Here is a 25,363-nt window from a genome sequence, read left to right on the forward strand (position 1 = left end):
GCGAGCGATGACAGCCAAACAGCAGAGCAAAGACCCGATCCCCGCCTATCCGCTCTGGATAACCCTGCCGTATACGCTGTTTGTCGCCGTCCTCACGCCTTTCTACTGGCTGCGATACGGCCCAGGCAATTTCCTGTGGGTCTCCGATCTCGCCTTGTTTGCCGTGCTCATTGCACTTTGGACAGGCATTCGGCTTTTCTATTCGATGATGGCGGTCGGCGTTCTGCCGCTCGAGCTCGCCTGGTGCGTCGACTTCGCCACCGGCGGCAGGTTCATCGGGCTCGCCGCCTATATGTTCGATCCGAAGGAGCCGCTGCATATGCGGTTGCTGTCCGGCTTTCACCTCTTCCTGCCGGTGTTCATCCTATTCATGCTGATGCGGCAAGGCTACGACCGCCGGGCGTTCAAGGCGCAGACCGTCTTCGCCTGGGTTGTGCTTCTCGCGAGCTATTGGCTCACGCCTCCCGAGAAGAACATCAATTGGGTGCACGGGCTCGGCCCAGGGCCGGAGGCGCAAAAGGTGCTCTCTCCGGGCACCTATCTCGGCCTTTATATGGTGTTGCTTCCCGTGGTCGCCTATCTGCCGGTCCATCTCGTGCTGAAGCGGCTTTTCCGGCCCTAAAGTCATCATGACCGGGCCACGCAACCGCGGGTCCTGCGAGCGGGCGCAGGGGGAGGTACGCCATGTCGCAATCGGCCTTTATTCCGCCCGCTTCTTAATTCTCTGTTAAGGAATACATTCCTTTGCGGAGATCTTGTCCATGTCGGTCGGCGCATCCCAGCGTTTATATGACGGCGTCGCGGCCGTCGAAACCATGACGCGTTTCGCGCTTGCAGTGCTGGCGCTTGCCTCGGGTGTCTATACCTATCTCGGCGTGCGCAGTATTCTCGACGGCTCGCCGACTGCGGTCTTCTTCGCGGCGATCATCTACTCGGCTTCGGTCTCTGTCGGCATTTACGCGTTCTGGTCCTATATGGCCCGCTTCTATCCGCATGTGACCACCCATACGGGCCGGGCCGCCATGTTGGGCGTGATGGCCTTGGGCGCTGCCATGATCATCGCCATGTCGAGCTGGCTCAATGCGGCGGCGCTCGCAGGTTCGGCCGCGCTCGAACAGCATCTAGCGGAAACGGTGGAGGATTACACCGCCGACCTCGACCAGGCGCACCAGAATGCGCTAGCGGCGCAAAGCCTGCTGCCCGACATCCAGCGCGCCTCCGAACGCTTCGCCCAGCTTGCCGCCTCCGAGCGCCAATCGGGAGCGCTCACCGGCACGACGGGATCCGGGAGCGTGGTGCAGCTTCTGTCGCAAATGTCGGCGCAGATGAAGGAGCTCGAAAATGGCATCAACGCCTCCCGCGAGCAGGTCACGACATTGTTCAACGAAGGGCAGAAGCGGCTCGAAACCATGCGCACGCTGGTTTCCGCGCCGGGAGCGATCGAGCCGCGTGCCGACCAGTTCTCTTCCGAAGTGGTGGCGCTTACAGGCGTGATAGCCTCGCTCGGGCAGACTTCGGTCGCGCCTTCGATCCGTCGCGCCGCAGACGACCTGTCCCTCGGCTTCATCGCACCGGTGGCTGACGGCGGCGATGCCGATCTCATCAACCGCCAGGACCGAGTGATGGAGACGGTGCGGGCCTCGGTGGCGGCGCAATCCAAGGTCCTCTCCGAAGCGGCCGACGAAATCCTTGCCCGTACGCCGGTGGCGGAGCGACGCTTCGTTCCGCTGTCCTCCGCCGAAGCCGTGTTGCGCTATGCGGCTGATTTCATTCCGGCCTGGGCCGGCGCCATTTCCATCGATCTGCTGCCGGGCGTGTTGGTCTTCATCCTCGCAGCGGTGCACGGCGCGATCCGCAAACAGGAGGAGAGGCTGCCGTTTGCCGAGCGCATTACGGCGGCCGAACTGCTGCAAGCGCTGGAAGTGCAGCGAGCGGTAGCGGCAAACGGCGTGAACCTCGGCGAGATCGGCTCACAGATGGAAGCCGACGGCAAAGCGGAGGAGCTGAACAACATCACCAGTCTCGACCCGAGAACGCGCGCAAAGGATCGGTCGCATGAGGATCGATGAGCCACTCAAAGCGCTGCTGCGGCTCGACGACGGTGCGCTGATGCGCGGCGCTTTCTTCCTGTTGCTATCGGCCGCGGCGGTCTTCCTGCTGATCGACGTGCGCGATATCACGGCAATGAACGCCGAACTGCCGGGTTTCGACCCGATGCTAGAGGACCAGCCGGTCTTGCCTCCGGCACTGACCGAGGGCGTGCCCAACGGTCCTTCAGTACAGCCGGCAAGCCCCGATGAAGTGCTGCGTCAGCCGATGAAATTCGAGCTCACGTCCGGCGGCATATTGCTCGCCGAAGGCACCATCGATCTCGGGGCAGGTGCGCGCTTTGCTGAGGAGATCGAAACGCGCGGCGAATATGTAAAGACGGTGGCGCTCAACTCACCCGGGGGCTCGGTGGACGACGCGCTCGCCATTTCGAAGCTGATCCGCGAAAAGAAGCTCAATACCAAGGTGGCGTCAAAAGCGCTCTGCGCCTCCTCCTGCCCGATCATCTTTGCCGGCGGTGTTGGGCGCCTGGCCGAAGAGGATGCAATCGTCGGCGTGCACCAGGTTTTCAACGGCAGCAGGGAGAGACCGACGGCAGAACAGGCCGCCTCATTCGCGCAATCCACGACCGCTCGGGTCGCCCGCCATCTCGATGCAATGGGCATCGGCGCCGGGCTCTGGATCAATGCGCTCGAAACGCCGCCGGACCGGCTCTACTATCTGACGGCGAAGGAGATGGTTGATTTCAAGCTGATCACGGAGCCGGTCGCGACCGCCAAGAAGAAGAGCTGAATCATTCTCTCGATGCGCTGCGGCTGAACAGAGTTCGCCTTACACTGCAAGTTATCATGCAAGTGCATTACACTAGCCGGTCGTGAAGGAGACTCTCATATGGCTTCAAATGCACTGGTCCAGACTCGGATTGATGCCGACGTCAAGGAGCGCGCCGCAGCGGTTCTGGAAAGCATGGGTCTGACCGTCGCCGATGCTGTTCGAACCCTCTTAACCCGAACTGCGAACGAAGGTGCTCTGCCGTTGGAGCTTGTCAGCCATAGCGAGGCCCATGATGCGTGGTTCCGTGCCAAGGTTTTGCAGGCACTCGAGGACACGCGACCCGACGTCGAAGATGCGGATGCCGATGCGCATTTTCGCGAGCGCCGGACAGCGGCCCTGCGCAAGGCCGCGGCGGGTGAGCGATGAGGCTTGTCTGCGCAATACGCGCTCGACGATCGCAACAACATCTTCAGTTACATTGAAAGAGAGAATCCGAGGGCGGCGGTCCACGTTGACGAGGAGATCGTCCGCGCTGCACGCCGCCTTCTCGACTTTCCCGAAAGCGGTCGTCCTGGCCGGATTGCCGGAACACGCGAGCTTGTTGTGCCGCGCACGCCCTATATTGGAGCCTACGTCGTGATGGCGGACAGCATTCGCATTCTGCGTATTTTGCACGGCGCCCAGATATGGCCCATCGAGCTCAACGATGAGTAGGCGAGTGTTTCACTTGCAGCGGCACAATGAGCACCGCTTCGAGTCTTCGGTCTCCTGAAGCAAGCGGTTTGCGCCCTTCTGACCCTCGCTGTAGCGTTCGGAACATTTGCGTCATGAACCTGTTTGTGGGACTTGTGGCGGAAGCCGCCACGCTCGACCTGATTGTGTTCGCGACCACTCGCAGTTCACGCAACACCACCGCACCAGATCGATGAACAATTCAGAGGGTGGCGGCACTCCTCGGGCGCAATAGGCGCGTTTGCCGCCGGAGCTCTCGCCGTTGGAGCTTACGCAATCGGCGCTTTGGCGATCGGCCGTCTCGCTATCGGCAAGGCACGGATAAGAAATCTCGAAATCGATAATCTGACTGTTCGCAATATTCCCGGTGAAGGATCGTTCGATCACGATGCCGGCGGGCGTAGCGATGTCGCTATGACCACGGCTGACGTGGCGCAAGGATACGTATCCTTATGCCGCCGGGGAGAGTTCGATGAAGCGATGGCGCGCTTCTTTTCGGCGGATCACGTCCGTTTCGAACCGCTCGACGTGCGGGAGCCTCCTATAGAAATGCACGGCATGGAAGGGATCAGGCAAGGCAGTCGAGAATTTGCAGAACAGCATGAAATCCACGACGTGGAGGTCGACGGCCCATTTGTTGGAGGAATGCGGTTTGCCGTCGGCTTTTCCATCGATGCGACTTTCACGCCAACCGGAAGACGTGCGACGATTCGGAAGCTCGACGTCTATACCGTGCAGGGCGGGGCCATCGTGCGAAGCGAAGTCTACTACAGCGCGCCTCCGCTTTCGGCACGTTAGTCCCCGGTGAGATGGGCCGATTCGGCCCGCAATCGTCTAAAGCGCGTCGCGTTCAATCAAATTCATGCAACGCGCTTGAGGTTCTTGTCTTTATGCATGTCGTTGCCCCAAAACCGCTGCACACTTTTGGGTGACATGCACTAGATCACGATGATTTTAGGTCGGATCGACCTAAAATCATGAACGTGATCGATTCTGATAAGCTTGCGCGGGATGCGGGCGGAAAACCGCGCACACTTTTCCTCATTCCGCGCTAGGCAAGATCGCCGCCGTCGATCCCGATGACGTGCCCGCTGATGTACGAACTTGCGTCGCTGGCGAGAAAGACTACCAGGGAAGCCACTTCCTCCGGCGTACCAACGCGGCGCATGGGGTATGGGCCAACGAGCTGTTCCGTCGTCACTTTCCAGTCGCGCCGCACCCGCTCCAGCATTGGTGTCTCGATCGGTCCGGGCGCGATGGCGTTGATGCGCACGTGCCGGCCGTACTCCTGAGCGGCGGCGCGGGTCATGTGGATGACGGCGGCCTTGGAAGCTCCGTAGGCGACGATGTTCGGGAAGGCATGCCGGCCACCGATCGAGGCCGTGTTGATCATCGCGCCTCGTGACTGCACGAGATGCGGCAGCTCGTATTTCATCGCGACGAATACGCCGCGCAGATTGGTGGCGATCTGGTCGTCGAAGCCAGCAAGGTCGGTGTCGGCGATCGGTGCCGGCGGCAGATCGATGCCGGCATTGTTGAAGGCGATGTCGAGGCGGCCATAACGCTCGACGGCCTGGGCCACGAAACGCTCGACTTGAAGCGCATCGCGCACGTCCGATTTGATGTAGACAACGTCACCGCCCGCGGCGCGCAGGCGGCTCTCTACTTCCCGCCCGAGTGCTTCCCGCCGACCGTTGAACGCGACCTTGGCACCGGCCCGGGCAAGGGCGCCGGCAGTCACCGCGCCAATTCCAGACGTGCCGCCGGTCACGATTGCGACCTTGCCCTCGAGAACGCCAGGGTTTTGCGCCATCGCGGGTGCCGCTGTGAGGGCGGCGCCGACCGCTGCGCCAGTGGCAAGCATGCCGGCAATAAGATGCCTGCGCGGAATCATCGTCGCGTCAGATGTGATCTCGTCGGTCATCACTCGTCTCCTCTGTCTGCCATGGATTGAGGAAAGGCTAACCGAGAGTATTTGCCGGAAAAATCCGTGTCTGCTTTCAGGATTTTAAAGACTGAGTTTATAATCGACACATGAACCTGCGACCGGATCCATTCTCTGGCCTTTCGGCCTTCCTCGCGGTGGCGGAGGCGGGTGGCTTCACTGCGGCGGCAGCGCGACTGGATGTCTCGCCGGCTGCCGTGAGCCAGGCGGTAAAGGCCCTCGAAGAAAGGCTCGGCACGCCCTTGTTCATCCGCACGACACGGCGCGTCGGTCTGAGCGAGGCGGGTGCGGCCCTTCTGGCGCGCGTCAATCCCGCTGCGGCCGAAATTATCGCCGCTGTCGAGCAGGCGGCGGCAACGGACGAGCCCTCGGGATTGCTGCGCCTTACCGTGCCTCGGATGGCGGTGCCGCTTGTCGTCGAACCGGTCATCCCCGCGCTGAGACGCGCTCATCCGCGGATCGCCATGGAGATCGCGGTTGAGGATGCGACGGTCGATTTGCCCGGGCGCGGCTTCGATGCGGGCATCCGCATCGGTGAGTATATCGAACAAGACATGGTCGCGGTGCGTCTTACGCGCGACATCGCCTGGTCGGTAGTGGCGAGCCCGGCTTATCTCGGCGCGCGCGGTACGCCGGAGACACCGCAGGAGCTGACCGCTCATGAGGCAATCCGCTATCGTTTCCCGCGTTCGGGCGCGCTCTACCGGTGGGAGTTCGAGCGGGACGGTCGTGCCTTCTCCGTCGACCCGCCCGGCAGCTTGATCGTAAACGATGGTGCGCTGCTCGTCTCCTGGGCGCGCGCCGGCCTCGGCCTCGCCTATGTCGCCGACATCGCGGTCGAGGCCGAATTGCGCGACCGCCAGCTCGTTCCAGTTCTCGAATCCTTCCTGCCGACAACGCCCGGCCTCTTTCTTTACTTCCCGCAACGTGCGCAGACCCAGCCGAAGCTGCGCGCCTTCATCGACCTGGCAAGACAGGTGTTGCGGCCAGGACGTTGAGGTGGACCGCGGAACGTGCGTTCGTTTGTCACGTTCTGCGGCCGACACGGCATCACGGACGGGATCTGCCAGGGCAAGATGCTCGTTGCACCGGCGGAACAGGATGTTCTATACGCGGGCCAGCCGGCGGAAGCGGGCGTAGTGATAGGAGACGGAGAACAGGGATGAAGCCGCAAGCCATTACGCCAGCCCCCCGGGATGCCGCCGCCCGCAAGGCGGTCGCGCCGGTAATCTGCTATCCGGTCGAGACCCTGCCTCGCCCCGATCTCGCCGCCTATCGCGCCGTGCGGGACGATCTCGAACTCGTCGATCGCGTCACGGTTCCTGCACGCGATGCGGCCTGCTGGTTGGTTCCAGCCGGGCACTTCTGCCGCATCCTCTGCAGCGAGGGTCCGCAGGTGGGCGATCTCAACTTGTTCAACGCGCATGACTTCAGGGAACGTCTTTACACCGGCAAGACGCGTGCGCTGAACGGCACCCATGTCGGGCTGGGCGATCAGCTTTTCTCGAATATGCCCTATCTGCGCCCGATCGCCACGATCACGCACGATACGCTCGACTGGTACGGTTTCGACGAATTCGGCGGCTCGGTCCACGATGTCATCGGTACGCGCTGCGATCCCTATACGCACAACCTGCTGAGCCATGGTGGTCAGTATCACTACTGCTGCCACTCCAACCTCACCCGCGCCTTTGCGAAGCACACCGGCAAGGGGCTGGCGGAGGCTGAGCCCTATATCCATGACGTGCTGAACGTCTTCATGTGCACCGGCTTCACCCGCCAGACCGGGCAGTATTTCATGAAGGCGAGCCCCGTGCGCCCCGGCGACTATCTGGAGTTCTTCGCCGAGATCGACCTCTTGGGATGCATGTCGGCGTGCCCGGGCGGCGACTGCTCGTCGGAGCACTCCTCGGATGCGGCGGCCTGCTACCCGCTCGAGGTCGAAGTCTACCGACCCGTTCGTCAGCCTCAAGGCTGGGCCTCGCCCGCGCCCAACGGCTACGATCGCACCCACGGTCTGTAGCAACAGTGCCGGTTTCAACCCGGAGCATTGTCAGCGGCCGAGCCGGTCCATGGGTGGAGGAGATCACTTCGCCGTGAGGCGCGGGCTCCGGCTTGAAACGAGAACAAACCGCTCCAATTCCCTCCAGCAAATTCAGCTTGCATTCGGAGGGCGCCGATGGACGTCTTTTCTCCTAAAGCCGGATTTCTCGCGCTCGCCTCGGTCGCGGCGGTCGCCTCTAGCGTGGCTCTCGGTCCGGCGCACGCCGAGCTGCTCGCCCGCGTTCCCGCGGCGCGCGAAATGGCGGTCTGCGGCGACATCTTGTTCGTTGGAACCAAAGGATCCTCGGTCTATGCCGTGCCGCTGGCGGGCGGCCGCGCCCGCCGGGTTGCATCCGGATTTTCCGCTCCCAACGGTGTCGCATGCTCCCGCGGTCGTTTGTTCGTCGCGTCGAGGGACAGAATAACGGCGTTCGACATCGGGCCTCAGGGCGCTCTGAGCGGCAGGCGCGATATTCGCCGAGATTTGCCGAGTTCGGGAGCCCACAGTCTCCGCTATATCGCCGTCGGCCCCGATTCCCGCCTTTATGTCTCGTTGGGATCGCCTTGCAACATTTGCCAGCCACGCGGGCTGCAAGGCACGATCGTCCGCATGAACCAGGACGGGTCCGATCTTCGACGAGTGGCCTCCGGTGTGCGCAATTCGGTCGGCTTCGCCTGGCGCGGCGGCACAATGTTCTTTACCGATAACGGCGCCGACCGAATGGGCGACGACATCCCGCCGGACGAGTTGAACGCGCTTCGGCCGGGCGGCTTTTACGGCTTTCCCTATTTTGGAGGCCAAATCCGGCTCAAAGGGTTCGAAGACGCGACGCCGCCCGCGCGCCAGATTCCGCCCGTCTTCAACTTCCAGGCGCATGTCGCAGCGCTCGGAATCCATTTCTTCCGCAGCCTCGGCGGCGACGCCCTGGTCGCCGAGCACGGCAGTTGGGACAGATCTGTTCCGGTCGGCTACCAGGTCGTGCGGGTGCGCTTCCAGGGCGGCCGCCCGGTCTCGGCGACGACTTTCCTCAGAAACGTCGGCCGGCCGGTGGACGTCAAGGAAGCTCCGGACGGTTCCATCCTCGTATCCGACGACGCCGGAGGCGCGATTCACGTCTTCAGGCGGTGACGCTTCAGTTTGACGGCTTGGTTCTCCGCCATCCGTCTTGGTGGGAGCTTCCATTGTCGACCACCCATTTGATGGCTTCGTGCGATCGACGGTGGTCGCGGCGGTTGACTCAACTGCGATAGCGAGTATCCTGAGGCAAATTGGTATGACCACTTGGCCACTTGGCCGCAGAAGCTCTATCGGGGAGCATGATGTTTTCTGCCGTGGAATCGCGCCGCCTCTATCGTCAGGTGGCGGACCAGATGAGGGGGCTGATCGAACGGGGCGAGCTGGCGTCCGGTTCTCGGCTTCCGTCCGAGCGGGAACTCGCGCAGAAGCTCGGCGTCTCCCGTCCCACCATCAGGGAAGCGCTGATCGTGCTCGAGGTCGAGGGTTTCATCGATATCCGCATGGGATCCGGCATCTATGTCGCGACGCGCAAGGTTCCCGCGTCCGATACGCGGCCGGAGGATTTCGAAGGTCCGTTCGAATTGCTGCGGGCGCGGGCGGTGGTCGAGTGCGCCATTGCCGAGGAGGCGGCCCGGCTGGCGCGCCCCGAGCATATCGCCGTCATGGACGACAATCTCACGCGCATGGCGGCGGCACTCGAGGATCGCCGCCTGGCGCTCGCGCTCGACCGCGAGTTCCACGTCATTGTCGCGAGCATCATCGCCAATCAGACGCTGAACCGTTTCGTCGGCAGTATCCACGACATGCGCATGACGCCTTATTTCGAGAAGCTCGCGAGCTATTTCGAAAACACGGAAACCTGGCGCGCCGCGATGGAAGAGCATCGCGTGATCCGCGACGCGATCGCCTCGGGTGATCCGCCAGCCGCACGCGCCGCTATGCGCGCGCATCTCGATCAATCTCAGCTTCGCCTCTCGGCAAGCTTCGAGGAGGAGTCGTCCGACCGCACGATACCCGCCGCGTGGAGGCGCGTCGGAGGGAATTGACGGGTGAAAGCGGGATTCGCGCCGAAAGCCGCGCATTTCCATAACCCGCTTTGAGCAATCACTTTGGGAGGAGAAGGAAGATGAAGTTCAAACTGCTGACGCTACTCGGTGCAACCGCGACCATCCTGGCTTCGGCCTTCGCCGCCGAGGCGCAGACCGCGCTCAAATGGGCGCATGTCTACGAGACCTCGGAACCGTTCCATACCGAGTCCGTCTGGGCGGCGGAAGAGATCGGCAAGCGCACCGAGGGGCGTTACAAGATCGATGTCTTCCCGGCCTCGCAGCTCGGCAAGGAGGCGGATATCAACCAGGGTCTGAAGCTCGGCACGGTCGATATCATCATTTCCGGCTCGAGCTTCGCGGCGCGGGAATATGCACCGATCGGAGTGACCTATTTCCCCTACACGTTCCGCGACCCGGCCCATCTGATCGCCTATACCAAGAGCGATGTCTTCAAGCGACTGGCCGAGGGGTACGAGGCGGCTTCGGGTAACCATATCACCGCCGTCACCTACTACGGCACGCGCCACACCACATCGAACCGGCCGATCGCCAAATGTGCCGACATGCAGGGGCTGAAGATGCGCGTCCCGGATGTTCCGGCCTATCTCGCCATGCCGCGCGCCTGCGGCGCCAATACGACGCCGATCGCCTTCGCGGAGGTCTATCTCGCTCTCCAGAACGGCACGGTCGAGGCCCAGGAAAATCCGCTGACGACGATCGAGGCGAAGAAGTTCTTCGAGGTGCAGAAGCATATCGTGCTGACCGGCCATATTGTCGATCACCTGAACACGGTGGTGTCGAAGAATCTCTGGTCGCAGCTTTCCGATGCCGACAAGCAGATTTTCACCGAAGTGATGCAGCAGGCGGCGGAGCGGGCCACCAAGATCATCGAAGAGCGCGAGAAGAAGCTCGTCGAGACCTTCAAGGAGCGCGGCATCCAAGTGACGGAGGTCGACAAGGCGGACTTCCAGTCAAACGTGATGGAGAAGGTGTCGCTCGAAGACTTCGGCTACAAGAAGGAAGACTGGGAGGCAATCCGCGCCGTCAAGTGAATCGTAGATGCCGGCGGCACGTAGAGCCGCCGGCATTTTGTCCACCTTCGCCGGATGAACGCCATGTCACAGGAAGTCCATTTGCAGACGACGCCGGAGGAAATCGCCCATTCCTTCGACGAGGCTCCGCCAGCCGCGGATATTTCGAGCTATGCCTTCGAGGATTGGGTGACGCTCGCCATTTTCTGGGTGATGACTGGCTGCGTATTCCTGCAGTTCTTCACCCGCTACGTGCTCAACGACTCCTATGCCTGGACGGAGGAGATCGCCACCAATTGCCTGATCGGCGTGGTGTTCCTCGGTTCCGTCATGTGCGTCCGGGTTTCGCGGCACATCCAGGTCGACGTGCTCTATCATTATCTGCCAAGGCCCGCGGCGCGGGCCATGGCGATCTTTGTCGATCTCGTGCGCATCGGCTTCTTCGCCTATGCCTGCTGGTTGATGTGGCGCTATGTGGCGATCGTTGCGCATGAGCGCATGGTGACGGTCGATCTGCCGCGCAGCATCGTTTTCTACAGTGTGATGGCGGGCTTCGTACTGATGTTGGTCCGCTCCATTCAGGTCTTCATCGCCAATCAACGCCGCGGCTATTCGGTTCTCGAAAAGCCGGAGGAATTCCAGAAGGTCGAGGGCTGAAACCTATGCTGCTGCTCGTCGGATCGTTTCTTCTCCTCATGCTGGTAGGGGTTCCCGTCGCCGTCTCCATGGCCGTGGCATCTGTCCTCTATCTGGTCTTCTACAATGTCGCCCCCGACATTATCGCAGCACAGCGGATGATTGCCGGTGTCGAGAGTTTTCCGCTGCTTGCGGTGCCGTTCTTCATTCTCGCCGGCAATCTGATGAACTCCGCCGGCGTCACCGGCCGCATCTATGCCTTCGCGGTCGCGCTCGTCGGCTGGATGAAGGGGGGGCTCGCGCAGGTCAACATCATCGGTTCGGTAATCTTTTCCGGCATGTCGGGCACCGCGCTCGCTGACGCCGCCGGCATCGGCACGATCGAGATCAAGGCGATGAAGGATCACGGCTACCCGGTCGAGGCCGCCGTCGGCGTCACGGCCGCATCGGCGACGCTCGGGCCGATCTTTCCGCCATCGCTGCCCTTCGTCATCTACGGCATGATGGCGAATGTCTCGATCGGCGCCCTGTTCATGGCCGGCATCGTGCCGGGCGTGGTGATGACGGTGCTGATGATGCTGACGGTGGCGATCTTCGCCTACAAGCGCGGCTGGGGCTCCGACACGCCATTCGAGATGAAGCGGATTTTGTCGGCATCGCTCGAGGTCGTCGTGGTGCTCGCCGTGCCGGTCTTCGTCTACCTTCTGATGTCGGCTGGCCTGTCGATGAATGTCGCTGTCGGCATCGCCCTCGTGGTGCTGCTCGCCCTCGACTGGTATTTCGACTTTTCCGCGGTCATGGCGCTGATGACCCCGGTGATCCTGATCGGCGGCATGACCATGGGCTGGTTCACACCGACGGAAGCCGCCGTCGCCGCGGTCCTGTGGTCGCTGTTCCTGGGACTGGTGCGCTATCGCACGATGACGATGGCGACGCTGACGCGGGCGACCTTCGATACGATCGAGACGACGGCTTCGGTGCTCTTCATCGTCACGGCCGCGTCGATCTTCGCGTGGCTTTTGACCGTCAGCCAGGCCGCTCAGATGCTCTCCGGCGCGATCCTGACGATCACCGAAAACAAGTGGGTCTTCCTGATCCTTGTGAACCTCCTGATGCTCTTCGTCGGCTGCTTTCTCGATACAATCGCCGCGATCACCATCCTGGTGCCGATCCTCCTGCCACTATCGGCCCAGTTCGGCATCGACCCGGTTCACTTCGGCCTGATCATGACGCTCAACCTGATGATCGGTCTTTTGCATCCGCCGCTCGGCATGGTGCTCTTCGTGCTGTCGCGCGTCGCGAAGCTGTCGGTCGAACGGACGACCATGGCGATCCTGCCGTGGCTCCTGCCGCTCTTCATCGCACTCATCCTCATCACCTTCGTTCCCGCGATCACCCTGTGGCTGCCGGGCGCGGTAGGGCTGATCCGCTGATGTCACCGGCAACCATGCGCACGCGTCTCGCCCGACTCTATGGTCAACGCGATCTCAGGCTGGAAGCTCAGGACGTCGCGGAGCCCGGCGAAGGCGAGGTTCTCCTGAAGATGGCCGCCGCCGGGATCTGCGGCTCCGATCTTCACTATTACCAGGATGGCGGCTTCGGCCCCATTCGGGTGCGTGAGCCGATCATCCCGGGCCACGAGGCCTCGGGACATGTCGCCGCGCTCGGAGCCGGTGTCTCCGGCATTGCCGTCGGCGAGCTGGTCGCGGTCAATCCGAGCCAACCCTGCGGTAACTGCCGCTTTTGCGGCGAAAGGCTTCCCATCCACTGCCTGAACATGCAGTTCATGGGCAGCGCCATGCGCGTTCCTCACACGCAAGGCATGTTCCGCGACTGGCTCGTCGTGCCGGCGGGCCAGTGCTTCCCGGCGGGCACGTCGGTCAGCGCCGGGGAAGCGGCCTGCGCCGAACCGCTGGCAGTCTCGCTCCATGCCATCGCACGGGCAGGCGATCTCAAGGGCAGACAGGTGCTTGTCACCGGCGCCGGGCCGATCGGCGCTCTCGTCGTCGCGGCTGCCCGCCATGCCGGGGCCAAGACGATCGTGGTGTCCGATCTCGCCGATGCGGCGCTCGACCGGGCGCTGGCAATGGGCGCGACGCGCGTCGTGAACATCCGCCGCGATCCTGCGGGTCTAAGCGAGTACGAGGCCGAAAAGGGCCGGTTCGATGTCGCCTTCGAGTGCTCGGCGGCAGCGCCTGCATTGCGCAACGCGATCGCGGCGGTCAAGCCGCGCGGACTGATCGTGCAGATCGGGGTAACGGGCGACATCACCCTTCCGCTCAATGCGCTTGTCGGCAAGGAATTGCGCCTCGTCGGCTCGCAGCGCTTCGACAGCGAGTTCGCGCTTGCGGTCGAGCTCATCGCCCACCGCCGGATCGACGTCCGGCCGATCATTTCCCATGCGTTTCCGGTCGATCAGGCAGTCACCGCCTTCGAGCAGGCCGGCGACCGCTCGGTTGCCTGCAAGGTGCAACTGACGTTTCTGCCTTAGAGGAGTTTGAGTTACATGCGACATACATGGCGATGGTTCGGACCGGTGGACCGGGTGAGCGTGCAGGATGCGGCTCAGGCCGGCGCGCAGGGCATCGTCAGCGCCCTCCATCACATCCCGACCGGGGCTGTCTGGCCAGTCGCGGAAATCGAAAAGCGGCAGCGGGAGGTCCGCGAGGGCGGCCTGGAATGGGAGGTGGTGGAAAGCGTTCCCGTATCCGAAAGCATCAAGACCCAGACAGGCCCCTGGCGCGAGCACCTCGCCAACTGGCAGGAGACGCTGCGCCGCCTGTCCGCCGCCGGCATCCGCACCGTCTGCTACAATTTCATGCCGGTCCTCGACTGGACACGCACCGACCTGCGCTGGACCGCCCGCCACGGCGCGAAAGCCATGCGCTTCGACCGCATCGACTTCGCGGCTTTCGATCTCCATCTGCTGCAGCGGCCGGGCGCGCTTGACGACTATGACGAAGCGACGCGCGAACAGGCGGCGCGACGCTTTGGCGAGATGACGGAGGAGCGGCGGTTTGCGCTTTCCCGCAACATCGGCGCCGGGCTTCCGGGCTCGGCCGACGGCTACAGCCTGCCGCAGCTCCGCGAGCACCTTCAGACCTATTCAGGGATCGGGCGCGAAAAGCTCCAGCGTCACCTCGTCGATTTCCTTTCCGAGGTGACGCCGGTCGCTGAACGGGTCGGCATCAACATCTGCGCCCATCCGGACGATCCGCCATGGGCGCTGCTCGGCCTGCCGCGCATTCTCTCGACGGCGGAAGACTATGCCTTCATGCTCAGCGAGGTCGATAGCCCCGCGAACGGCGTCACCTTCTGCACCGGCTCGCTCGGCGCCCTGGCGGCAAATGATCTGCCGGCCATGGCCCGCCAATTCGCCCCGCGCATCCACTTCGTCCATCTCCGCAATGTCCGCCGCGAGGAGGAGCGGACGCCTTGCTCCTTCTACGAGGACGAGCATCTGGAGGGGGGTACCGATATGGTGGCGGTGATCGCCGAGCTGCTCAAAGAGGAGCAGCGGCGCCGCGCCGAGGGCCGCGAGGACCACCAGATTCCGATGCGCCCGGATCACGGCCAGGAGATCCTCGACGATCTGACCCGCGGCGCACAGCCAGGCTATCCCGCGATCGGCCGCCTGAAGGGCCTGGCGGAACTGCGCGGCATCGAACGAGCGTTATCTCACCCGATCTATGGGCGGGTTTTGAGCAAACGTTCGTGAGTGTAGGAGGCCATTGCCGGACCTTCCACCGATTCGTTGTCGACCACTGAATGTTCGGCGATGAGCCGTGCCGTACCACGGGTTGAGATAAACGGATCCCCCAGCCCTCGGTGTCACGAGCAGTCCCGGTTGCATAGCTTCAGGAAGCAGGGACAGGTCTGTTCCTCGCAGCTTCGATGACCCATGATCGGCCAGATTTCCGTGCAACGGTGTGGAAGGTTCTGCTCCTCGGAACCCCGAATCGCATGTTTCCTTAAACCGTAGCCGATTTAAGGGTAAAAACATGCAGCAATTCAAAGTGCTACAGCGACTTTGCGCGTCTGATAAGACGTCCGGCGCTGTAGGGCCGGGCGCGTTTGACGCGAGGAGGTTGAGACATGTCACCGGATCGTTCTCGCTCGTTGGACACTCTCGCCCCGTCGCCACAGCCGGGCGCCTTTCCGGCTGTCGCCGAGGACGGTTTGCGCCGTCGCCTCAGGCGCAATCGCACTCTGGCGACGTCGCTCCTCGTCGCCATGGGAGCGGTCTTCCTCGGTACCCACTTCGTTGCCGATCCCGGTTTCGGCGTGAGGCTGCTGCGTGCCACTGCCGAGGCGGGAATTGTCGGCGGGCTTGCCGACTGGTTCGCCGTCACCGCGCTCTTCCGCCACCCCCTCGGCCTGCCCATACCGCACACGGCGATCATACCGAGCAGCCAGGAACGCATCGGTCAAACGCTCGGGCGCTTCCTGGAGCGGCATTTTCTCACCGAGGAGGTGCTCCTGCGGAAGCTGCGAAGCGCCAACGTGGCTGGGCGGTTCGCAACCTGGCTCGCGGCTCCGGCGACGGCGCCGGTCCTCGCCGAGGCTGTCGCTTCGGCACTGCCGCATGTCATCCGAACACTCGACAACAAGGACCTGCAGGAATTTGCCCGCCGGAGCCTCGGCGAGCAGGTGCGGCAGGCCGATATAGCGCCCGTGATAGGCCGCGCCATCCGTATCATGACGGCGAGCGGCGAGACGGATGTCCTGTTCGAGCGAGCCCTTGGCGTTGCCTCCGAATGGCTGGAGGAAAACCGCGAGCAGATCTTCCAGCTGGTTCGGGAACGTAGCCGCTGGTGGATTCCCCGGACCATCGACCGCAAGATCGCCGAGGCGATCGTCACCGGGGTGGCCGATCTTTTGAGCAAGCTGCGCGAACCCGACAGCGAGGTTCGGCTGAAATTCCGTGAGGCTCTCGCCCGGCTGATCGATGATCTGATCGACTCGCCGGAGCAGCGCGAGCAGATCAACGCCTTCAAGAACCGTATCCTCGAGCACCCGGAGGTGCATGCATGGGTGGCAGTGGTGTGGCGCAAGACCTCACGGGCAATGTTGGAAGACCTGTCGCAGCCGGCCTCGAAAGCGCGTATTGCGGTGGAGAGACTTTGCCTTCTGGTCGGCAGGGCATTGGCGACGGACGAAGCGATGTTGAAGCACATCGACTCGTTTATCGAGAAACTCGCCGTCTATCTGGTCTCCTGGCGTCACGAGATCGGCGCGTTCGTGGCGGAGGTAGTCAGAAGCTGGGACAGTCACACGCTCGTAGATCGCCTGGAACTCGTGGTCGGCAGTGACCTTCAATATATCCGCATGAACGGCACGGTGGTCGGCGCATTTGCCGGCTGTCTCATCTTCCTGGTTTCGCAGCTTTTCGGTTGACTGCAGTCAAGTGGAGCCGCCCCGTTCCGCCGAACGCGCCGGTTGCGAGCGACATCTCTCCCCAGTCGCCGGCGGGGTCGATCATCTCAAGGCCCCTCTCTCTTGCCGAGACGTCGCCGCGGGCGCTGCAAGCAATGGCTGCATTCATGGCGCCGCAGCGATTGTGACGGTCTGATGACAAACTTGCGACAAGATTTTTATTCATCCTGTCAGCTCTCAGCAGAATGCTCCCAGACGTCCCCGAAAGGAGCGCGACATGGCGCTGCATTTCGTCACTGGCCTGGTATTCGGCGTCGCTGCGGGTCTACTTGCGCCAAAAGTCGCTCCCATCTTGAGACCGTACGCCAAATCGGTGATCAAAGCCGGTGTCATAGCTTACGATCAGGCAAGGGTCGCAGTGGCCGAACTCAACGAGAGCACGGAAGACACCCTTTCCGAGGTCAGAGCAGAGATAGAAGAAGAGCGCAAAGCGGCCGCCGGGCAACGCCGGGTCCAGGTTGGTTCCTGATCGGCGCAAGGCGAAGATCCCGATGAGGGGTCCGGTCGCGCTGACGACGGGACGGCAAGAAACAAGGAGGCAACTTCGATGGCAATACTCGAAGACGCACTGAAAGGCGGGAACGTGGTAACGGGACTCGCGATCGGAGTCGGCGCTCTCGTTTTAGCGCCCCTCGCGGCTCCTTTGCTGCGTCCTATCACCAAAACGATTCTGAAGGCGGGTCTGGTCGCCTACGATCAAGGCCGCGTTGCATGGGCCGAGATGAACGAAAGAACATCCGATCTGGTCGCGGAGGCCAGGTCTGAAATGGCCGAGACTGCGGGCAGTTCGCCTTCGCCTCCGCCTGCGACCAAACCTGCGCGGACTTCCACCAGCTAACCTGAATGCCAGGAAGTACGATTTCAACACGCCGTGATGGCCTCAAGCCAGCACGGCGGGTAGAGCGTTGACCTCTGGCTCTTGCCGGGGCCCGACGTCGTTTCGCTGTAAAGCAAGGCAGCGGGGAAGCCCGCGATGCATACCTTTGCCGAGCCTGGGAAATCCAAAGCACCCAGCACCAGCATCTCGCTCTCCATCGTCCCGATCCACACGTCCGTGCCGGGGCGCGCTCGGCTGAAGATCGGCGGCCTGCAAGGCTCGAGCGCGGTCAAAGACCTGCTGGAGCGGGGAGGTCGCGCCGCTCCGGGCGTGTCGCGCATTACCGGCAGCGATCTGACCGGAACCGTCCTCGTCGAGTTCGAGGCAGCGTCAGATCTCGACGCCATCGTCGAGCATCTGGCAGCTCTTTTGCGTGGCGAAATCGTCGCGCCGAGCGATGAGCCACATCCCGAGTGGCACACACTGTCACCCGGGCGCTTGATTTCCATGTTCGAGGTTTCGGCGGACGGAGGGCTATCGAGAGCTAATGCCCGCCAACGCTTGGCGAGCAGCGGCCCCAATCTCCTCGACTCCATCCAGCCACGGTCGAGTGCGACCATCCTTGCCGGTCAGTTTGAAAGCTTGCCGGTGGCAATGCTTCTTGGCGCGGCGGCAGTCTCTCTTTTGACGGGCGGCGTGCTCGAAGCTGCCGCCATCCTGGCGGTCGTGGGCCTGAACGCCGTCATCGGCTATCAAACCGAAAGCCGCGCCGAACGGACGATCCAGGGGCTGGGAGCGGGTGGGCCGCGAACCGCACAGGTCATACGTGAAGGCGTCGCGACCACGACCCCGGTTCAGCAGGTCGTTCCTGGAGACATCATCTCGGTGCAACGGGGCGACGTAGTCCCGGCTGATGCGCGCCTTATCAATGCACAGGCCTTGAGCGTCAGCGAGGCGATGCTGACGGGTGAAAGCGCACCGATTGCTAAGAATATCCGCACAATCAGGAAGTCGAAGGTACCTCTCGGTGCGCGTTCGAACATGATCTACCGCGGAGCGATCGTGACGGGCGGCAGCGGACGAGCGATCGTGGTCGCGACGGGATCCGTGACGCAAGCGGGACGAATCCAGCGCCTTGTCGGAGCAACACTCACCCCCGAGACGCCCATCCAGAGGGAGCTTACGAATCTCGGACGGCGCCTGGGATGGCTGACCTTGGGCGCATGCGCATTCATTGTGTTAGTGGGAGGGCTGCGTGGCCTGGGTCTTCTCCAGATGGCGCGCTCGGCCCTTTCCGTTGCCGTCGCTGCAGTTCCTGAGGGCCTGCCAATGGTTGCGACCACGACGTTCGCTCTCGGAGTTGAAAGGCTCAGACGCGAAGGCGTCCTCATTCGCAAGCTGGAAGCCATCGAGACGCTCGCAGCGGTACGCGTTGCGTGTTTCGACAAGACAGGCACACTCACCTTCGGCCGCATCTCTGTCGAGACGATCAGGATCGGCGACAAGGCTTACCGCATCAATGACGTCAGGCGAAGCGGCACGGACCCAGAGGGCCCATTGCGCAGCCTGTTGGAAACTTGCTGCCTTTGCAACGATACGGAGATTGTCGGCACTGACAAAGGACTGCGCTTGAACGGCTCGCCTACAGAGAGCTGCCTCATTGAGGCTGCTCTCGATAGCGGCGTGGACGTTGCCTCCTTGCGAGGGCGTTTTGCCCGAATATCGGTCCAGCAACGAAGCGAAGCATCTCGCCTCATGGCAACGCGACATGTGACGGAAGACGGGATGCTGATCGCCATAAAAGGAAGTCCGGACGAGGTCCTCCGGCGCTGCGGCGCGGAAATCCTGCCGGACGGCATCCAGCGAGAGCTCACGCCGGATCGACGCGCCGCCATAGAAAAAGCAAATCTCGCAATGGCATCTCGGGCTCTGCGCGTCCTCGGCGTAGCGCGCAAACAGACGAAAAGCTCCAAGCCGAGTGCAGAGGACACTCGGAATCTGGTCTGGCTGGGGCTGGTGGGGATGGCCGACCGGTTGCGGCCAGGCGTCAGCAGGCTGATGGGCCGACTGCACGAGGCCGGTGTTCACACGATCATGCTGACCGGCGATCAGAAGGCGACAGCTGCCGCCGTCGGCGAGCGTGTCGGACTGAACGGCGGAGGCAGACTGGCGATTGTCGATTCGACGGAGATCGAGGGCATGAGCTCGGAGGAGCTTGTGCTGAGCGCGCGCCACGCGCAGGCGTTCAGCAGGGTCAGCCCTTCCCAGAAGCTGCAAATCGTTCGCTCCCTTCAAGAAGCAGGGGCGAGGGTCGCGATGATCGGCGACGGAGTGAATGACGGACCTGCATTGAAGGCTGCGGACGTCGGCATAGCCATCGGGCAGGACAGCATGAGTGCAGCCAGGGAAATCGCGGACGTCATCATCGACGCTGACGGCCTTGGCGGCCTCGCGCCGGCCATCGAGACAGGGCGCACGACCCGGCGAAATATCCGCAAGGCTCTTCGCTATCTGATCAGCACCAATCTGAGCGAGATCCTGCTGGTTCTGGCGGGCACTTCAATCGGTATGCGCGCACCTTTCACGCCGATGCAGCTTTTGTGGATCAATCTGATCTCCGACGTGTTGCCCGGCATCGGACTGGCGATGGAACCGCCTGAACCCGACATTCTTCGGCAGGCGCCGAAGGAAGGCGGCTCTGAGATCCTGAAGGGACGGGAACTCGGCAGCTTGACCGCCCAAGCCGCAATCATGGGCGGCGCCGCGATGACAGCGGGTCTTTTCGGGGCATCGCGCTACGGACTGGACTCCCCGCGCACGAGAACCATGACTTTCGGAAGCCTGGTCGTGGCCCAGTTGCTTCACGCCTTCACGTCGCGATCCGACACCGAGAGTATTTTTGAGCCAGGGTCGAGGCCGCCCAACCATGCGCTTTCATGGATCATCGGCGGATCAATGGCCGTCCAGACCGCGGGCCTGTTCCTGCCGTTTGTGAGAAGGCTGCTCGGAATCGCGCCAATTAGCGGAATGGATGCGGTCGTTACGCTTGCCGGTGGGACCCTCCCATTCCTTGCGATGGAATGGATGAAGTCACGGGGCGATGGCCACGAGAGCGATCTGGTATGGGCTCGCCGAGCGGCGCCAGATGTTCCGCGCGATAAGGCGATGCTTGCGAAGGCGCGTCGCCTTCAATCGACTTCACGCGACGCGCCTTAGGTCATTTTTTGTTCATATCGTTAGCCCTTGCGAGCGCCAGCGACTAAGCGGCGAGCGGGATGAGTTCTTTCTCTTCCCTGCTGGCGGCTACCGGCAACGGGTAGGATGTTGGCCGCGTCATGGAGTCTACGACCGCGCGAAGTATCGGTTCGCCGAAGACCTCAGCCAGTTGCGCAACAGGATGGTGGGCGAAAAAAATAGGCAGAAGCTTCGCCAGCAGGAATATGACCTCTGCTTCGTTCCCTCTGCCCTGGTCGGCCGCGGGTCGAGCAGCAGCGAACGGAACCGCCAATCCCGGAACCTCGCGGCAGATGGAGCACGGATCGATGCCAATGTCGTGCACGATCACCAGGCTTGCCGCCGTTGGATTGACAGTGACGTCCAACACGCCCTCGACAGCAAGGAGCTTTCGCCGCAGATCAGCGAAAAAGGCTGTCTGATGGCGCGCGCCGGCGATCTTGATCCGCAGACGGCCCGGTGTGTAGTGAACGATCTCGGCGTTCAATTGTCGATACCTCTTGCTTCATGCACCAGGCCAGCTCGAGGCGGCCGTTCGCGGCCTCAATAGAGCCTACACGTGAAGGCCTGATGACAGTCACAGACACGGGCAGCCGTGTGATTGTCAGTGTCGCGCGAGCCGCCGTTCACGCAGCGCGCGAAACCGCTAAATGGGCGATGGGATATTCGGAATCGCGGGTCTTCCGGACCTCATCAAGTGCAATTGCACTGGTGGATGACCTGTCATTGTGAGACACTGAACCGGAACCGCGCTCTCTTCGCGACGCATCTGATTTGCGCGAAAATTCAGGCCTATCTTTCCGCCGTTGTGCACCAACGCGAGGAGGGCGGATGCGTCAGCGGCAGCGGCGTGGAGAGTGTCTGTAACAGGAGGCGGACATGCTTCCCACAGCGAATGTTGAACACTTCATGTCGGGGCGACTGCGGGTGAAAGTTCCCCATCGCCGTGGCGACGTCTCCTACTTCCGCTCGGCAGTCGAGAAACTTTCCGAACATCCGGAGATTGCCGGTTTACGGGCGAATCCTATGACCGGCAGTATCCTCATCCAGCATGAGACGGATTTGCCGAAGATCCGCGAGATCGCAGCCAAGAGCGAGATATTCGATCTGCGGGAGGCGCCCCCACCGCGGCCCCGCCGTGCATCGCCCCCTGCGAAAGCGCAGGCGGCGGACGGCACCGCTGTGTTGGCTGGCGGTGGCGCAACGACAATTGGCCTGACGAGTTTGGCTCTTTATCAGGCGATACGGGGCAATGCATTGGGTCCCGCCACCGAGAATTTCTGGAACGCGTATGGCGGGTTGAGAATTCTCAAGAATCCATGGATTGCGCTCCTCTTTTGCGGTCTCGGAATGCTGCAATTGACGAGGGGCCGATGGGCGGGATCGGCGACTTCGCTCCTTTTCTATGCGTTCGTCGTCGGTCAGCTCTCCAGCTCCGCCGCCGGCAAGCCAGCGCCTGCGGAACGGTCGGGCGGAAATCCGGACCCCCAGGTCTAACGGCCGGTAGGGAATGGCGCTGCCGACACAAGCGTGTCATCAGCGCATGCGAGAATTTAATTGGTGCCCCCGGCGAATTGGTTCTTTGTCACAGGGAAGGGTCGCGCGATGTATATGGACGGCGCGAGATATGAGCTCTCTCTTCACCCGGACGAATTGCTCATGCTGCGCGAAATTTTCGATGCAGTGCTGGTGGAGCGTCGGTGGAGTCGCAATTGCCAGTCGGCAAATGCGCTGGCTGCTCGGATTGTCGATCTGCATCGCACGGGCATGACCGATGCCGACGACCTTCTGGCGATGATCCGCAAGTTCTGACTGCTCCACACTTAGGTCAATTTCCCGACGACATTGTGCGCGTGCGGCTTTCGAAAAGCTGGCAGTGACTTGTTTATGACGGTTTTGCGACGGATAGTCGCCGCGCCATAGAAGGGGGTCAATATGGGTGAGAAGCGAAAGAAGGTGTACGAAGCACTGGTGGAAGGCGCGACGCAGGGCATTTCCGATAGGAGCCTCTATGATTTCGTCCGGAGTCGCTGCCCCAAGACCTCCAGCAAGAAGCTTGTCCGCGCCTCGCTGCTCGCTCTGACTGATCCCGACCTGAAGGACCGCAATATTCTCAGCACGATCTATGCCCTGGCGATCAAGCATCGCCTGGACGAGGTGCGGGTCGATGAAATCGATGATGAGGACGACGATGACCCCAAGGAGCTTGCGCCCTCGGTTTCCCGTAGGCCGGATGGGTCTTCAGCGGGAGATTTGCCCGCATGAAACCTCGGTTGTGTTGAACCCGCGGTTGCCGATATCTTTGGTCCATGGTCGAGCAATCCGACGAAATACCGCTTGAACGTGGAGGTAGGACGGCTGTTGTCCGGCGTGGTGGCATCGTCGTTCGCGAGACTGGTCCGTGGACGCCTACCGTCCATGCCCTGCTGCGCCACCTGCAGGAAATGGGTTTCGAAGGCGCGCCGCGCGTCGTCGGAGACGGGTTCGACGAGCATGGCCGCGAGCTTCTGACCTATGTCGATGGCGAAGTCATCAATCCTTCGCCATGGTCCGACGAAGCTATGGACGCTTTGGGACGCCTGATGCGTCGCTTACATGCCGCGACCGCCAGCTTCCGGCCGCCGGCGGACGCGATGTGGCGCCCGTGGTTCGGCAGGGACGTTGGCGTGCCCGACATTGTCGGTCACTGCGATGCGGCTCCTTGGAATGTGGTGTCGCGGAATGGCAAGCCTGTCGCACTGATCGACTGGGAGGTAGCAGGTCCTGTCGACCGGTTGACCGAGATTGCCATGGCTGTCTGGAACAATGCCCAACTCTACGACGACGATGTCGCGGAAATGAACGGGCTGCCCGAAACCAGACAGCGCGCTCGGCAGGTCCGCATATTCGCCGATGCTTATGGGCTGCCGGTGCATGAGCGGCGCCATCTCGTGTGCCGAGTGATCGAGTTTGCCTCACAGAGCGCGGCCAACGAAGTGATCGAACAGCAGATCACGCCCGAATCGCAACATGTGCCGCGTGTCTGGGGGATCGCGTGGCAGACGCGCAGCGTCGCCTGGTTGCTGCGCAACCGCCATGTCCTGGAAGCCGCTTTGGCGTAAACTCCTTGCGCCTGATCAAGCTGGCCCGTTAGTGGAGGTGCCTCAGCTTGTCGGGGTTTCTGACTACATAGATAGCGGCGATCTTGCCATCCTCGATTTCGAGCGCGGTCGTCTGGAGTTCGCCGTCGGCTTCCAGCGTGATGAAACCGGGCAGTCCGTTGACCAAGCCGACGCGAAGAAGTTTCGAGCCATGCGCCTGGAACAGAGCCGCCAACTTTTCATGGACCTTGATGACGGCATCGAATCCGATGATCGGCTCGATTGCTGCCGCCCGCTTGCCGCCGCCGTCGGCATGGACACTGACGTCTGCCGCCAGCATCGCACCAAGCGTTTTCATGTCGCCGCTGCGGGACGCGGTGAAGAAGGCCTCCGCAAACTCGAGACCACGCTCCTTTTCAATCCGGAAACGAGGCCTCGCCTCGCGGACATGGGCACGCGCGCGGGTGGCGAGCTGGCGGCAGGCAGCCGGATCGCGCTTGATCGTCGCTGCGACTTCCTCGAATCCCAGTCCGAATACATCGTGCAGCAGGAAAGCCGCTCGCTCGAGTGGAGAAAGCCGTTCCAGTGCCAGCATCAGCGGCAAGGTGACGTCTTCCTCGTCCTCCTCTTCCACCACAGGGTCGGGAAGCCAAGGACCGACATAGGTCTCCCGCTGGCGTCGCGCTGATTTGAGCTGATCCAGGCAGAGCCGCGTGACGGTTCGGCGAAGGAAGGCCTCGGGCTCGCGCACCGCGGCGCGGTCGGCCCTCATCCAGCGGATGAAGGCCTCCTGTACCATATCCTCTGCGTCGGCGACGGAGCCGAGCATTCGATAGGCGACGCGCATGAGCTTGGGACGCAGCGGATCGAACCTCGCCGCTGCATCCTCGTGCATGGGGTCCGACATTAGGCGGCCGCCTGGGCGGCCTTTGCGGCCGCCGGATCGACCCACAAGCCGAAGCCGACCGCGAGGCGGTTCCACCCGTTAATGACATTGATCATTAGCGTGAGCTTCACCTGTTCCTCCTCCGTAAACTGAGCCTTCAAGGCCTGATAGGCACTTTCGAGCGCGTGTCCTTCTGATAGCCGCGTCAGAACCTCCGTCCAGCCGAGCGCGGCGTGCTCACGTTCGGAATAGCAAGGGGCCTCGCGCCAAGCCGACAGAAGATAGATCCGCTGCTCCGTCTCGCCCTTCGCGCGCGCTTCCACTGTATGCATATTGATGCAGTTGGCGCAGCCGTTGATCTGCGATGCACGGATTTTCACCAGTTCAATGAGCGTCGGCTCGAGGCTGGAAGCGACGGCGACCGAAGTGCCCATCCAGTTCTTCATCAGCGAAGGAGCAGCGGCGAAAGGATCAAGTTTTGCAGTCATGGTTGCTTTCCTCTTGTTGGTTGCACTACCATGACGAGGCAGGATCCGGCGGTGTGACATTCGCGCCGAAAATTTTCTTGTCCGATGAGCAGGGGAGGGAGCCCCGTCACGCTGCCCGCCTGTTCGGCATTCATCCCACCAGCAT

The 25,363-nt window shown here is 62.4% G+C and carries 27 protein-coding genes; 23 read left to right on the forward strand and 4 right to left on the reverse strand.

Translation table 11 applies throughout. The annotated features are described in order from the left end of the window. The first annotated feature begins 7 nt into the window (after positions 1–7). The 6 genes from AYK65_RS26220 to AYK65_RS26245 all read left to right on the forward strand — a co-directional run bounded on the left by AYK65_RS26220 (position 8) and on the right by AYK65_RS26245 (position 4,353). On the forward strand, positions 8–622 hold the full coding sequence (locus AYK65_RS26220) for a hypothetical protein (RefSeq protein ID WP_081162340.1): 615 nt from the start codon (positions 8–10) through the stop codon (positions 620–622). A 139-nt stretch (positions 623–761) separates the two neighbouring features. Beyond that, positions 762–2,069, forward strand: a complete 1,308-nt coding sequence (locus tag AYK65_RS26225) for a hypothetical protein (protein WP_026614805.1) — start codon at positions 762–764, stop codon at positions 2,067–2,069. Then, the gene (locus AYK65_RS26230; RefSeq protein WP_026614806.1) at positions 2,056–2,841 is read left to right on the forward strand and encodes a COG3904 family protein; all 786 of its coding nucleotides are present in this window, start codon (positions 2,056–2,058) and stop codon (positions 2,839–2,841) included. The genes AYK65_RS26225 and AYK65_RS26230 overlap by 14 nt, the downstream gene beginning before the upstream one ends. Positions 2,842–2,940: 99 nt before the next feature. Further along, positions 2,941–3,249 (forward strand): type II toxin-antitoxin system RelB/DinJ family antitoxin, encoded by a 309-nt coding sequence (locus tag AYK65_RS26235; protein WP_081162001.1) that lies wholly within the window; start codon positions 2,941–2,943, stop codon positions 3,247–3,249. Positions 3,250–3,252: 3 nt separating this feature from the next. Then, a complete protein-coding gene (locus tag AYK65_RS26240) occupies positions 3,253–3,537 on the forward strand; it encodes a type II toxin-antitoxin system RelE/ParE family toxin (protein WP_081162004.1) in 285 nt (94 codons plus the stop codon). Positions 3,538–3,840: 303 nt separating this feature from the next. Further along, a complete protein-coding gene (locus tag AYK65_RS26245) occupies positions 3,841–4,353 on the forward strand; it encodes a nuclear transport factor 2 family protein (protein WP_244560121.1) in 513 nt (170 codons plus the stop codon). 253 nt (positions 4,354–4,606) lie between these two features. On the opposite strand, the gene AYK65_RS26250 is transcribed toward AYK65_RS26245, so the two are convergent. Beyond that, a complete protein-coding gene (locus AYK65_RS26250) occupies positions 4,607–5,479 on the reverse strand; it encodes an SDR family NAD(P)-dependent oxidoreductase (RefSeq protein WP_051440508.1) in 873 nt (290 codons plus the stop codon). 110 nt (positions 5,480–5,589) lie between these two features. Between AYK65_RS26250 and AYK65_RS26255 the strand changes: the two genes are divergently transcribed. The 13 genes from AYK65_RS26255 to AYK65_RS26315 all read left to right on the forward strand — a co-directional run bounded on the left by AYK65_RS26255 (position 5,590) and on the right by AYK65_RS26315 (position 20,746). After that, a complete protein-coding gene (locus AYK65_RS26255; RefSeq protein WP_081162010.1) occupies positions 5,590–6,498 on the forward strand; it encodes a LysR family transcriptional regulator in 909 nt (302 codons plus the stop codon). Positions 6,499–6,662: 164 nt separating this feature from the next. Then, on the forward strand, positions 6,663–7,523 hold the full coding sequence (locus tag AYK65_RS26260) for an urea carboxylase-associated family protein (RefSeq protein WP_026614811.1): 861 nt from the start codon (positions 6,663–6,665) through the stop codon (positions 7,521–7,523). Positions 7,524–7,679: 156 nt separating this feature from the next. Then, positions 7,680–8,672 carry a PQQ-dependent sugar dehydrogenase gene (locus tag AYK65_RS26265; RefSeq protein WP_046119182.1) on the forward strand — a complete coding sequence of 331 codons (993 nt, stop codon included), beginning with the start codon at positions 7,680–7,682 and terminating at the stop codon, positions 8,670–8,672. A gap of 191 nt (positions 8,673–8,863) precedes the next feature. Then, the gene (locus tag AYK65_RS26270; protein WP_081162013.1) at positions 8,864–9,607 is read left to right on the forward strand and encodes a FadR/GntR family transcriptional regulator; all 744 of its coding nucleotides are present in this window, start codon (positions 8,864–8,866) and stop codon (positions 9,605–9,607) included. 80 nt (positions 9,608–9,687) lie between these two features. After that, the gene (locus tag AYK65_RS26275) at positions 9,688–10,662 is read left to right on the forward strand and encodes a sialic acid TRAP transporter substrate-binding protein SiaP (protein WP_026614814.1); all 975 of its coding nucleotides are present in this window, start codon (positions 9,688–9,690) and stop codon (positions 10,660–10,662) included. A gap of 63 nt (positions 10,663–10,725) precedes the next feature. Continuing rightward, positions 10,726–11,298: a TRAP transporter small permease gene (locus AYK65_RS26280; protein WP_026614815.1), complete on the forward strand. Its 573-nt coding sequence runs from the start codon at positions 10,726–10,728 to the stop codon at positions 11,296–11,298. Positions 11,299–11,303: 5 nt separating this feature from the next. Beyond that, entirely contained in the window at positions 11,304–12,710 is a 1,407-nt protein-coding gene (locus AYK65_RS26285; protein ID WP_081162016.1) for a TRAP transporter large permease, read from the forward strand. Next, positions 12,710–13,768 (forward strand): L-idonate 5-dehydrogenase, encoded by a 1,059-nt coding sequence (locus AYK65_RS26290; RefSeq protein ID WP_139793353.1) that lies wholly within the window; start codon positions 12,710–12,712, stop codon positions 13,766–13,768. Before AYK65_RS26285 ends, AYK65_RS26290 begins: the two co-directional genes overlap by 1 nt. 15 nt (positions 13,769–13,783) lie before the next feature. Then, positions 13,784–14,995: a mannonate dehydratase gene (gene uxuA, locus AYK65_RS26295; protein WP_081162021.1), complete on the forward strand. Its 1,212-nt coding sequence runs from the start codon at positions 13,784–13,786 to the stop codon at positions 14,993–14,995. A 377-nt stretch (positions 14,996–15,372) separates the two neighbouring features. After that, positions 15,373–16,674, forward strand: a complete 1,302-nt coding sequence (locus tag AYK65_RS26300) for a DUF445 domain-containing protein (RefSeq protein ID WP_081162024.1) — start codon at positions 15,373–15,375, stop codon at positions 16,672–16,674. A gap of 256 nt (positions 16,675–16,930) precedes the next feature. Further along, on the forward strand, positions 16,931–17,182 hold the full coding sequence (locus AYK65_RS26305; RefSeq protein ID WP_026614820.1) for a DUF5132 domain-containing protein: 252 nt from the start codon (positions 16,931–16,933) through the stop codon (positions 17,180–17,182). Between the two features lie 78 nt (positions 17,183–17,260). Then, complete coding sequence (locus AYK65_RS26310; RefSeq protein WP_046119185.1) at positions 17,261–17,551, forward strand: DUF5132 domain-containing protein; 291 nt, start codon at positions 17,261–17,263, stop codon at positions 17,549–17,551. Positions 17,552–17,686: 135 nt separating this feature from the next. Beyond that, complete coding sequence (locus AYK65_RS26315) at positions 17,687–20,746, forward strand: cation-translocating P-type ATPase (protein WP_081162027.1); 3,060 nt, start codon at positions 17,687–17,689, stop codon at positions 20,744–20,746. A 43-nt stretch (positions 20,747–20,789) separates the two neighbouring features. On the opposite strand, the gene AYK65_RS26320 is transcribed toward AYK65_RS26315, so the two are convergent. After that, entirely contained in the window at positions 20,790–21,251 is a 462-nt protein-coding gene (locus tag AYK65_RS26320) for a hypothetical protein (RefSeq protein WP_081162030.1), read from the reverse strand. A gap of 392 nt (positions 21,252–21,643) precedes the next feature. Here AYK65_RS26320 and AYK65_RS26325 point away from each other — a divergent pair, with 392 nt between their 5' ends. The 4 genes from AYK65_RS26325 to AYK65_RS26340 all read left to right on the forward strand — a co-directional run bounded on the left by AYK65_RS26325 (position 21,644) and on the right by AYK65_RS26340 (position 23,865). Then, a complete protein-coding gene (locus AYK65_RS26325) occupies positions 21,644–22,261 on the forward strand; it encodes a hypothetical protein (protein WP_046119187.1) in 618 nt (205 codons plus the stop codon). Between the two features lie 108 nt (positions 22,262–22,369). Then, on the forward strand, positions 22,370–22,576 hold the full coding sequence (locus tag AYK65_RS26330; protein ID WP_026614822.1) for a FliH/SctL family protein: 207 nt from the start codon (positions 22,370–22,372) through the stop codon (positions 22,574–22,576). 123 nt (positions 22,577–22,699) lie between these two features. Continuing rightward, complete coding sequence (locus AYK65_RS26335; RefSeq protein ID WP_081162034.1) at positions 22,700–23,029, forward strand: hypothetical protein; 330 nt, start codon at positions 22,700–22,702, stop codon at positions 23,027–23,029. 44 nt (positions 23,030–23,073) lie between these two features. After that, complete coding sequence (locus AYK65_RS26340) at positions 23,074–23,865, forward strand: phosphotransferase (RefSeq protein WP_081162036.1); 792 nt, start codon at positions 23,074–23,076, stop codon at positions 23,863–23,865. A 28-nt stretch (positions 23,866–23,893) separates the two neighbouring features. Here AYK65_RS26340 and AYK65_RS26345 read toward each other — a convergent pair whose 3' ends face one another. Next, positions 23,894–24,751, reverse strand: coding sequence for a sigma-70 family RNA polymerase sigma factor (locus tag AYK65_RS26345; RefSeq protein WP_026614825.1), 858 nt, complete (start codon positions 24,749–24,751; stop codon positions 23,894–23,896). Beyond that, positions 24,751–25,218, reverse strand: coding sequence for a carboxymuconolactone decarboxylase family protein (locus AYK65_RS26350; protein ID WP_081162039.1), 468 nt, complete (start codon positions 25,216–25,218; stop codon positions 24,751–24,753). The genes AYK65_RS26345 and AYK65_RS26350 overlap by 1 nt, the downstream gene beginning before the upstream one ends. Positions 25,219–25,363: the final 145 nt, after the last annotated feature.

Source organism: Ensifer aridi (genome assembly GCF_002078505.1).
GTDB lineage: Bacteria > Pseudomonadota > Alphaproteobacteria > Rhizobiales > Rhizobiaceae > Sinorhizobium > Sinorhizobium aridi.

What these genes read in the sequence shown, in the direction of transcription:
- AYK65_RS26220 (WP_081162340.1), top strand. Translation starts at nt 8, where the DNA reads ATGACAGCCAAACAGCAGAGCAAAGACCCGATCCCCGCCTATCCGCTC.
- AYK65_RS26225 (WP_026614805.1), top strand. Translation starts at nt 762, where the DNA reads ATGTCGGTCGGCGCATCCCAGCGTTTATATGACGGCGTCGCGGCCGTC.
- AYK65_RS26230 (WP_026614806.1), top strand. Translation starts at nt 2,056, where the DNA reads ATGAGGATCGATGAGCCACTCAAAGCGCTGCTGCGGCTCGACGACGGT.
- AYK65_RS26235 (WP_081162001.1), top strand. Translation starts at nt 2,941, where the DNA reads ATGGCTTCAAATGCACTGGTCCAGACTCGGATTGATGCCGACGTCAAG.
- AYK65_RS26250 (WP_051440508.1), bottom strand. Translation starts at nt 5,479, where the DNA reads ATGACCGACGAGATCACATCTGACGCGACGATGATTCCGCGCAGGCAT.
- AYK65_RS26255 (WP_081162010.1), top strand. Translation starts at nt 5,590, where the DNA reads ATGAACCTGCGACCGGATCCATTCTCTGGCCTTTCGGCCTTCCTCGCG.
- AYK65_RS26260 (WP_026614811.1), top strand. Translation starts at nt 6,663, where the DNA reads ATGAAGCCGCAAGCCATTACGCCAGCCCCCCGGGATGCCGCCGCCCGC.
- AYK65_RS26265 (WP_046119182.1), top strand. Translation starts at nt 7,680, where the DNA reads ATGGACGTCTTTTCTCCTAAAGCCGGATTTCTCGCGCTCGCCTCGGTC.
- AYK65_RS26270 (WP_081162013.1), top strand. Translation starts at nt 8,864, where the DNA reads ATGTTTTCTGCCGTGGAATCGCGCCGCCTCTATCGTCAGGTGGCGGAC.
- AYK65_RS26275 (WP_026614814.1), top strand. Translation starts at nt 9,688, where the DNA reads ATGAAGTTCAAACTGCTGACGCTACTCGGTGCAACCGCGACCATCCTG.
- AYK65_RS26280 (WP_026614815.1), top strand. Translation starts at nt 10,726, where the DNA reads ATGTCACAGGAAGTCCATTTGCAGACGACGCCGGAGGAAATCGCCCAT.
- AYK65_RS26285 (WP_081162016.1), top strand. Translation starts at nt 11,304, where the DNA reads ATGCTGCTGCTCGTCGGATCGTTTCTTCTCCTCATGCTGGTAGGGGTT.
- AYK65_RS26290 (WP_139793353.1), top strand. Translation starts at nt 12,710, where the DNA reads ATGTCACCGGCAACCATGCGCACGCGTCTCGCCCGACTCTATGGTCAA.
- uxuA (WP_081162021.1), top strand. Translation starts at nt 13,784, where the DNA reads ATGCGACATACATGGCGATGGTTCGGACCGGTGGACCGGGTGAGCGTG.
- AYK65_RS26300 (WP_081162024.1), top strand. Translation starts at nt 15,373, where the DNA reads ATGTCACCGGATCGTTCTCGCTCGTTGGACACTCTCGCCCCGTCGCCA.
- AYK65_RS26305 (WP_026614820.1), top strand. Translation starts at nt 16,931, where the DNA reads ATGGCGCTGCATTTCGTCACTGGCCTGGTATTCGGCGTCGCTGCGGGT.
- AYK65_RS26310 (WP_046119185.1), top strand. Translation starts at nt 17,261, where the DNA reads ATGGCAATACTCGAAGACGCACTGAAAGGCGGGAACGTGGTAACGGGA.
- AYK65_RS26315 (WP_081162027.1), top strand. Translation starts at nt 17,687, where the DNA reads ATGCATACCTTTGCCGAGCCTGGGAAATCCAAAGCACCCAGCACCAGC.
- AYK65_RS26325 (WP_046119187.1), top strand. Translation starts at nt 21,644, where the DNA reads ATGCTTCCCACAGCGAATGTTGAACACTTCATGTCGGGGCGACTGCGG.
- AYK65_RS26330 (WP_026614822.1), top strand. Translation starts at nt 22,370, where the DNA reads ATGTATATGGACGGCGCGAGATATGAGCTCTCTCTTCACCCGGACGAA.
- AYK65_RS26335 (WP_081162034.1), top strand. Translation starts at nt 22,700, where the DNA reads ATGGGTGAGAAGCGAAAGAAGGTGTACGAAGCACTGGTGGAAGGCGCG.
- AYK65_RS26340 (WP_081162036.1), top strand. Translation starts at nt 23,074, where the DNA reads ATGGTCGAGCAATCCGACGAAATACCGCTTGAACGTGGAGGTAGGACG.
- AYK65_RS26345 (WP_026614825.1), bottom strand. Translation starts at nt 24,751, where the DNA reads ATGTCGGACCCCATGCACGAGGATGCAGCGGCGAGGTTCGATCCGCTG.
- AYK65_RS26350 (WP_081162039.1), bottom strand. Translation starts at nt 25,218, where the DNA reads ATGACTGCAAAACTTGATCCTTTCGCCGCTGCTCCTTCGCTGATGAAG.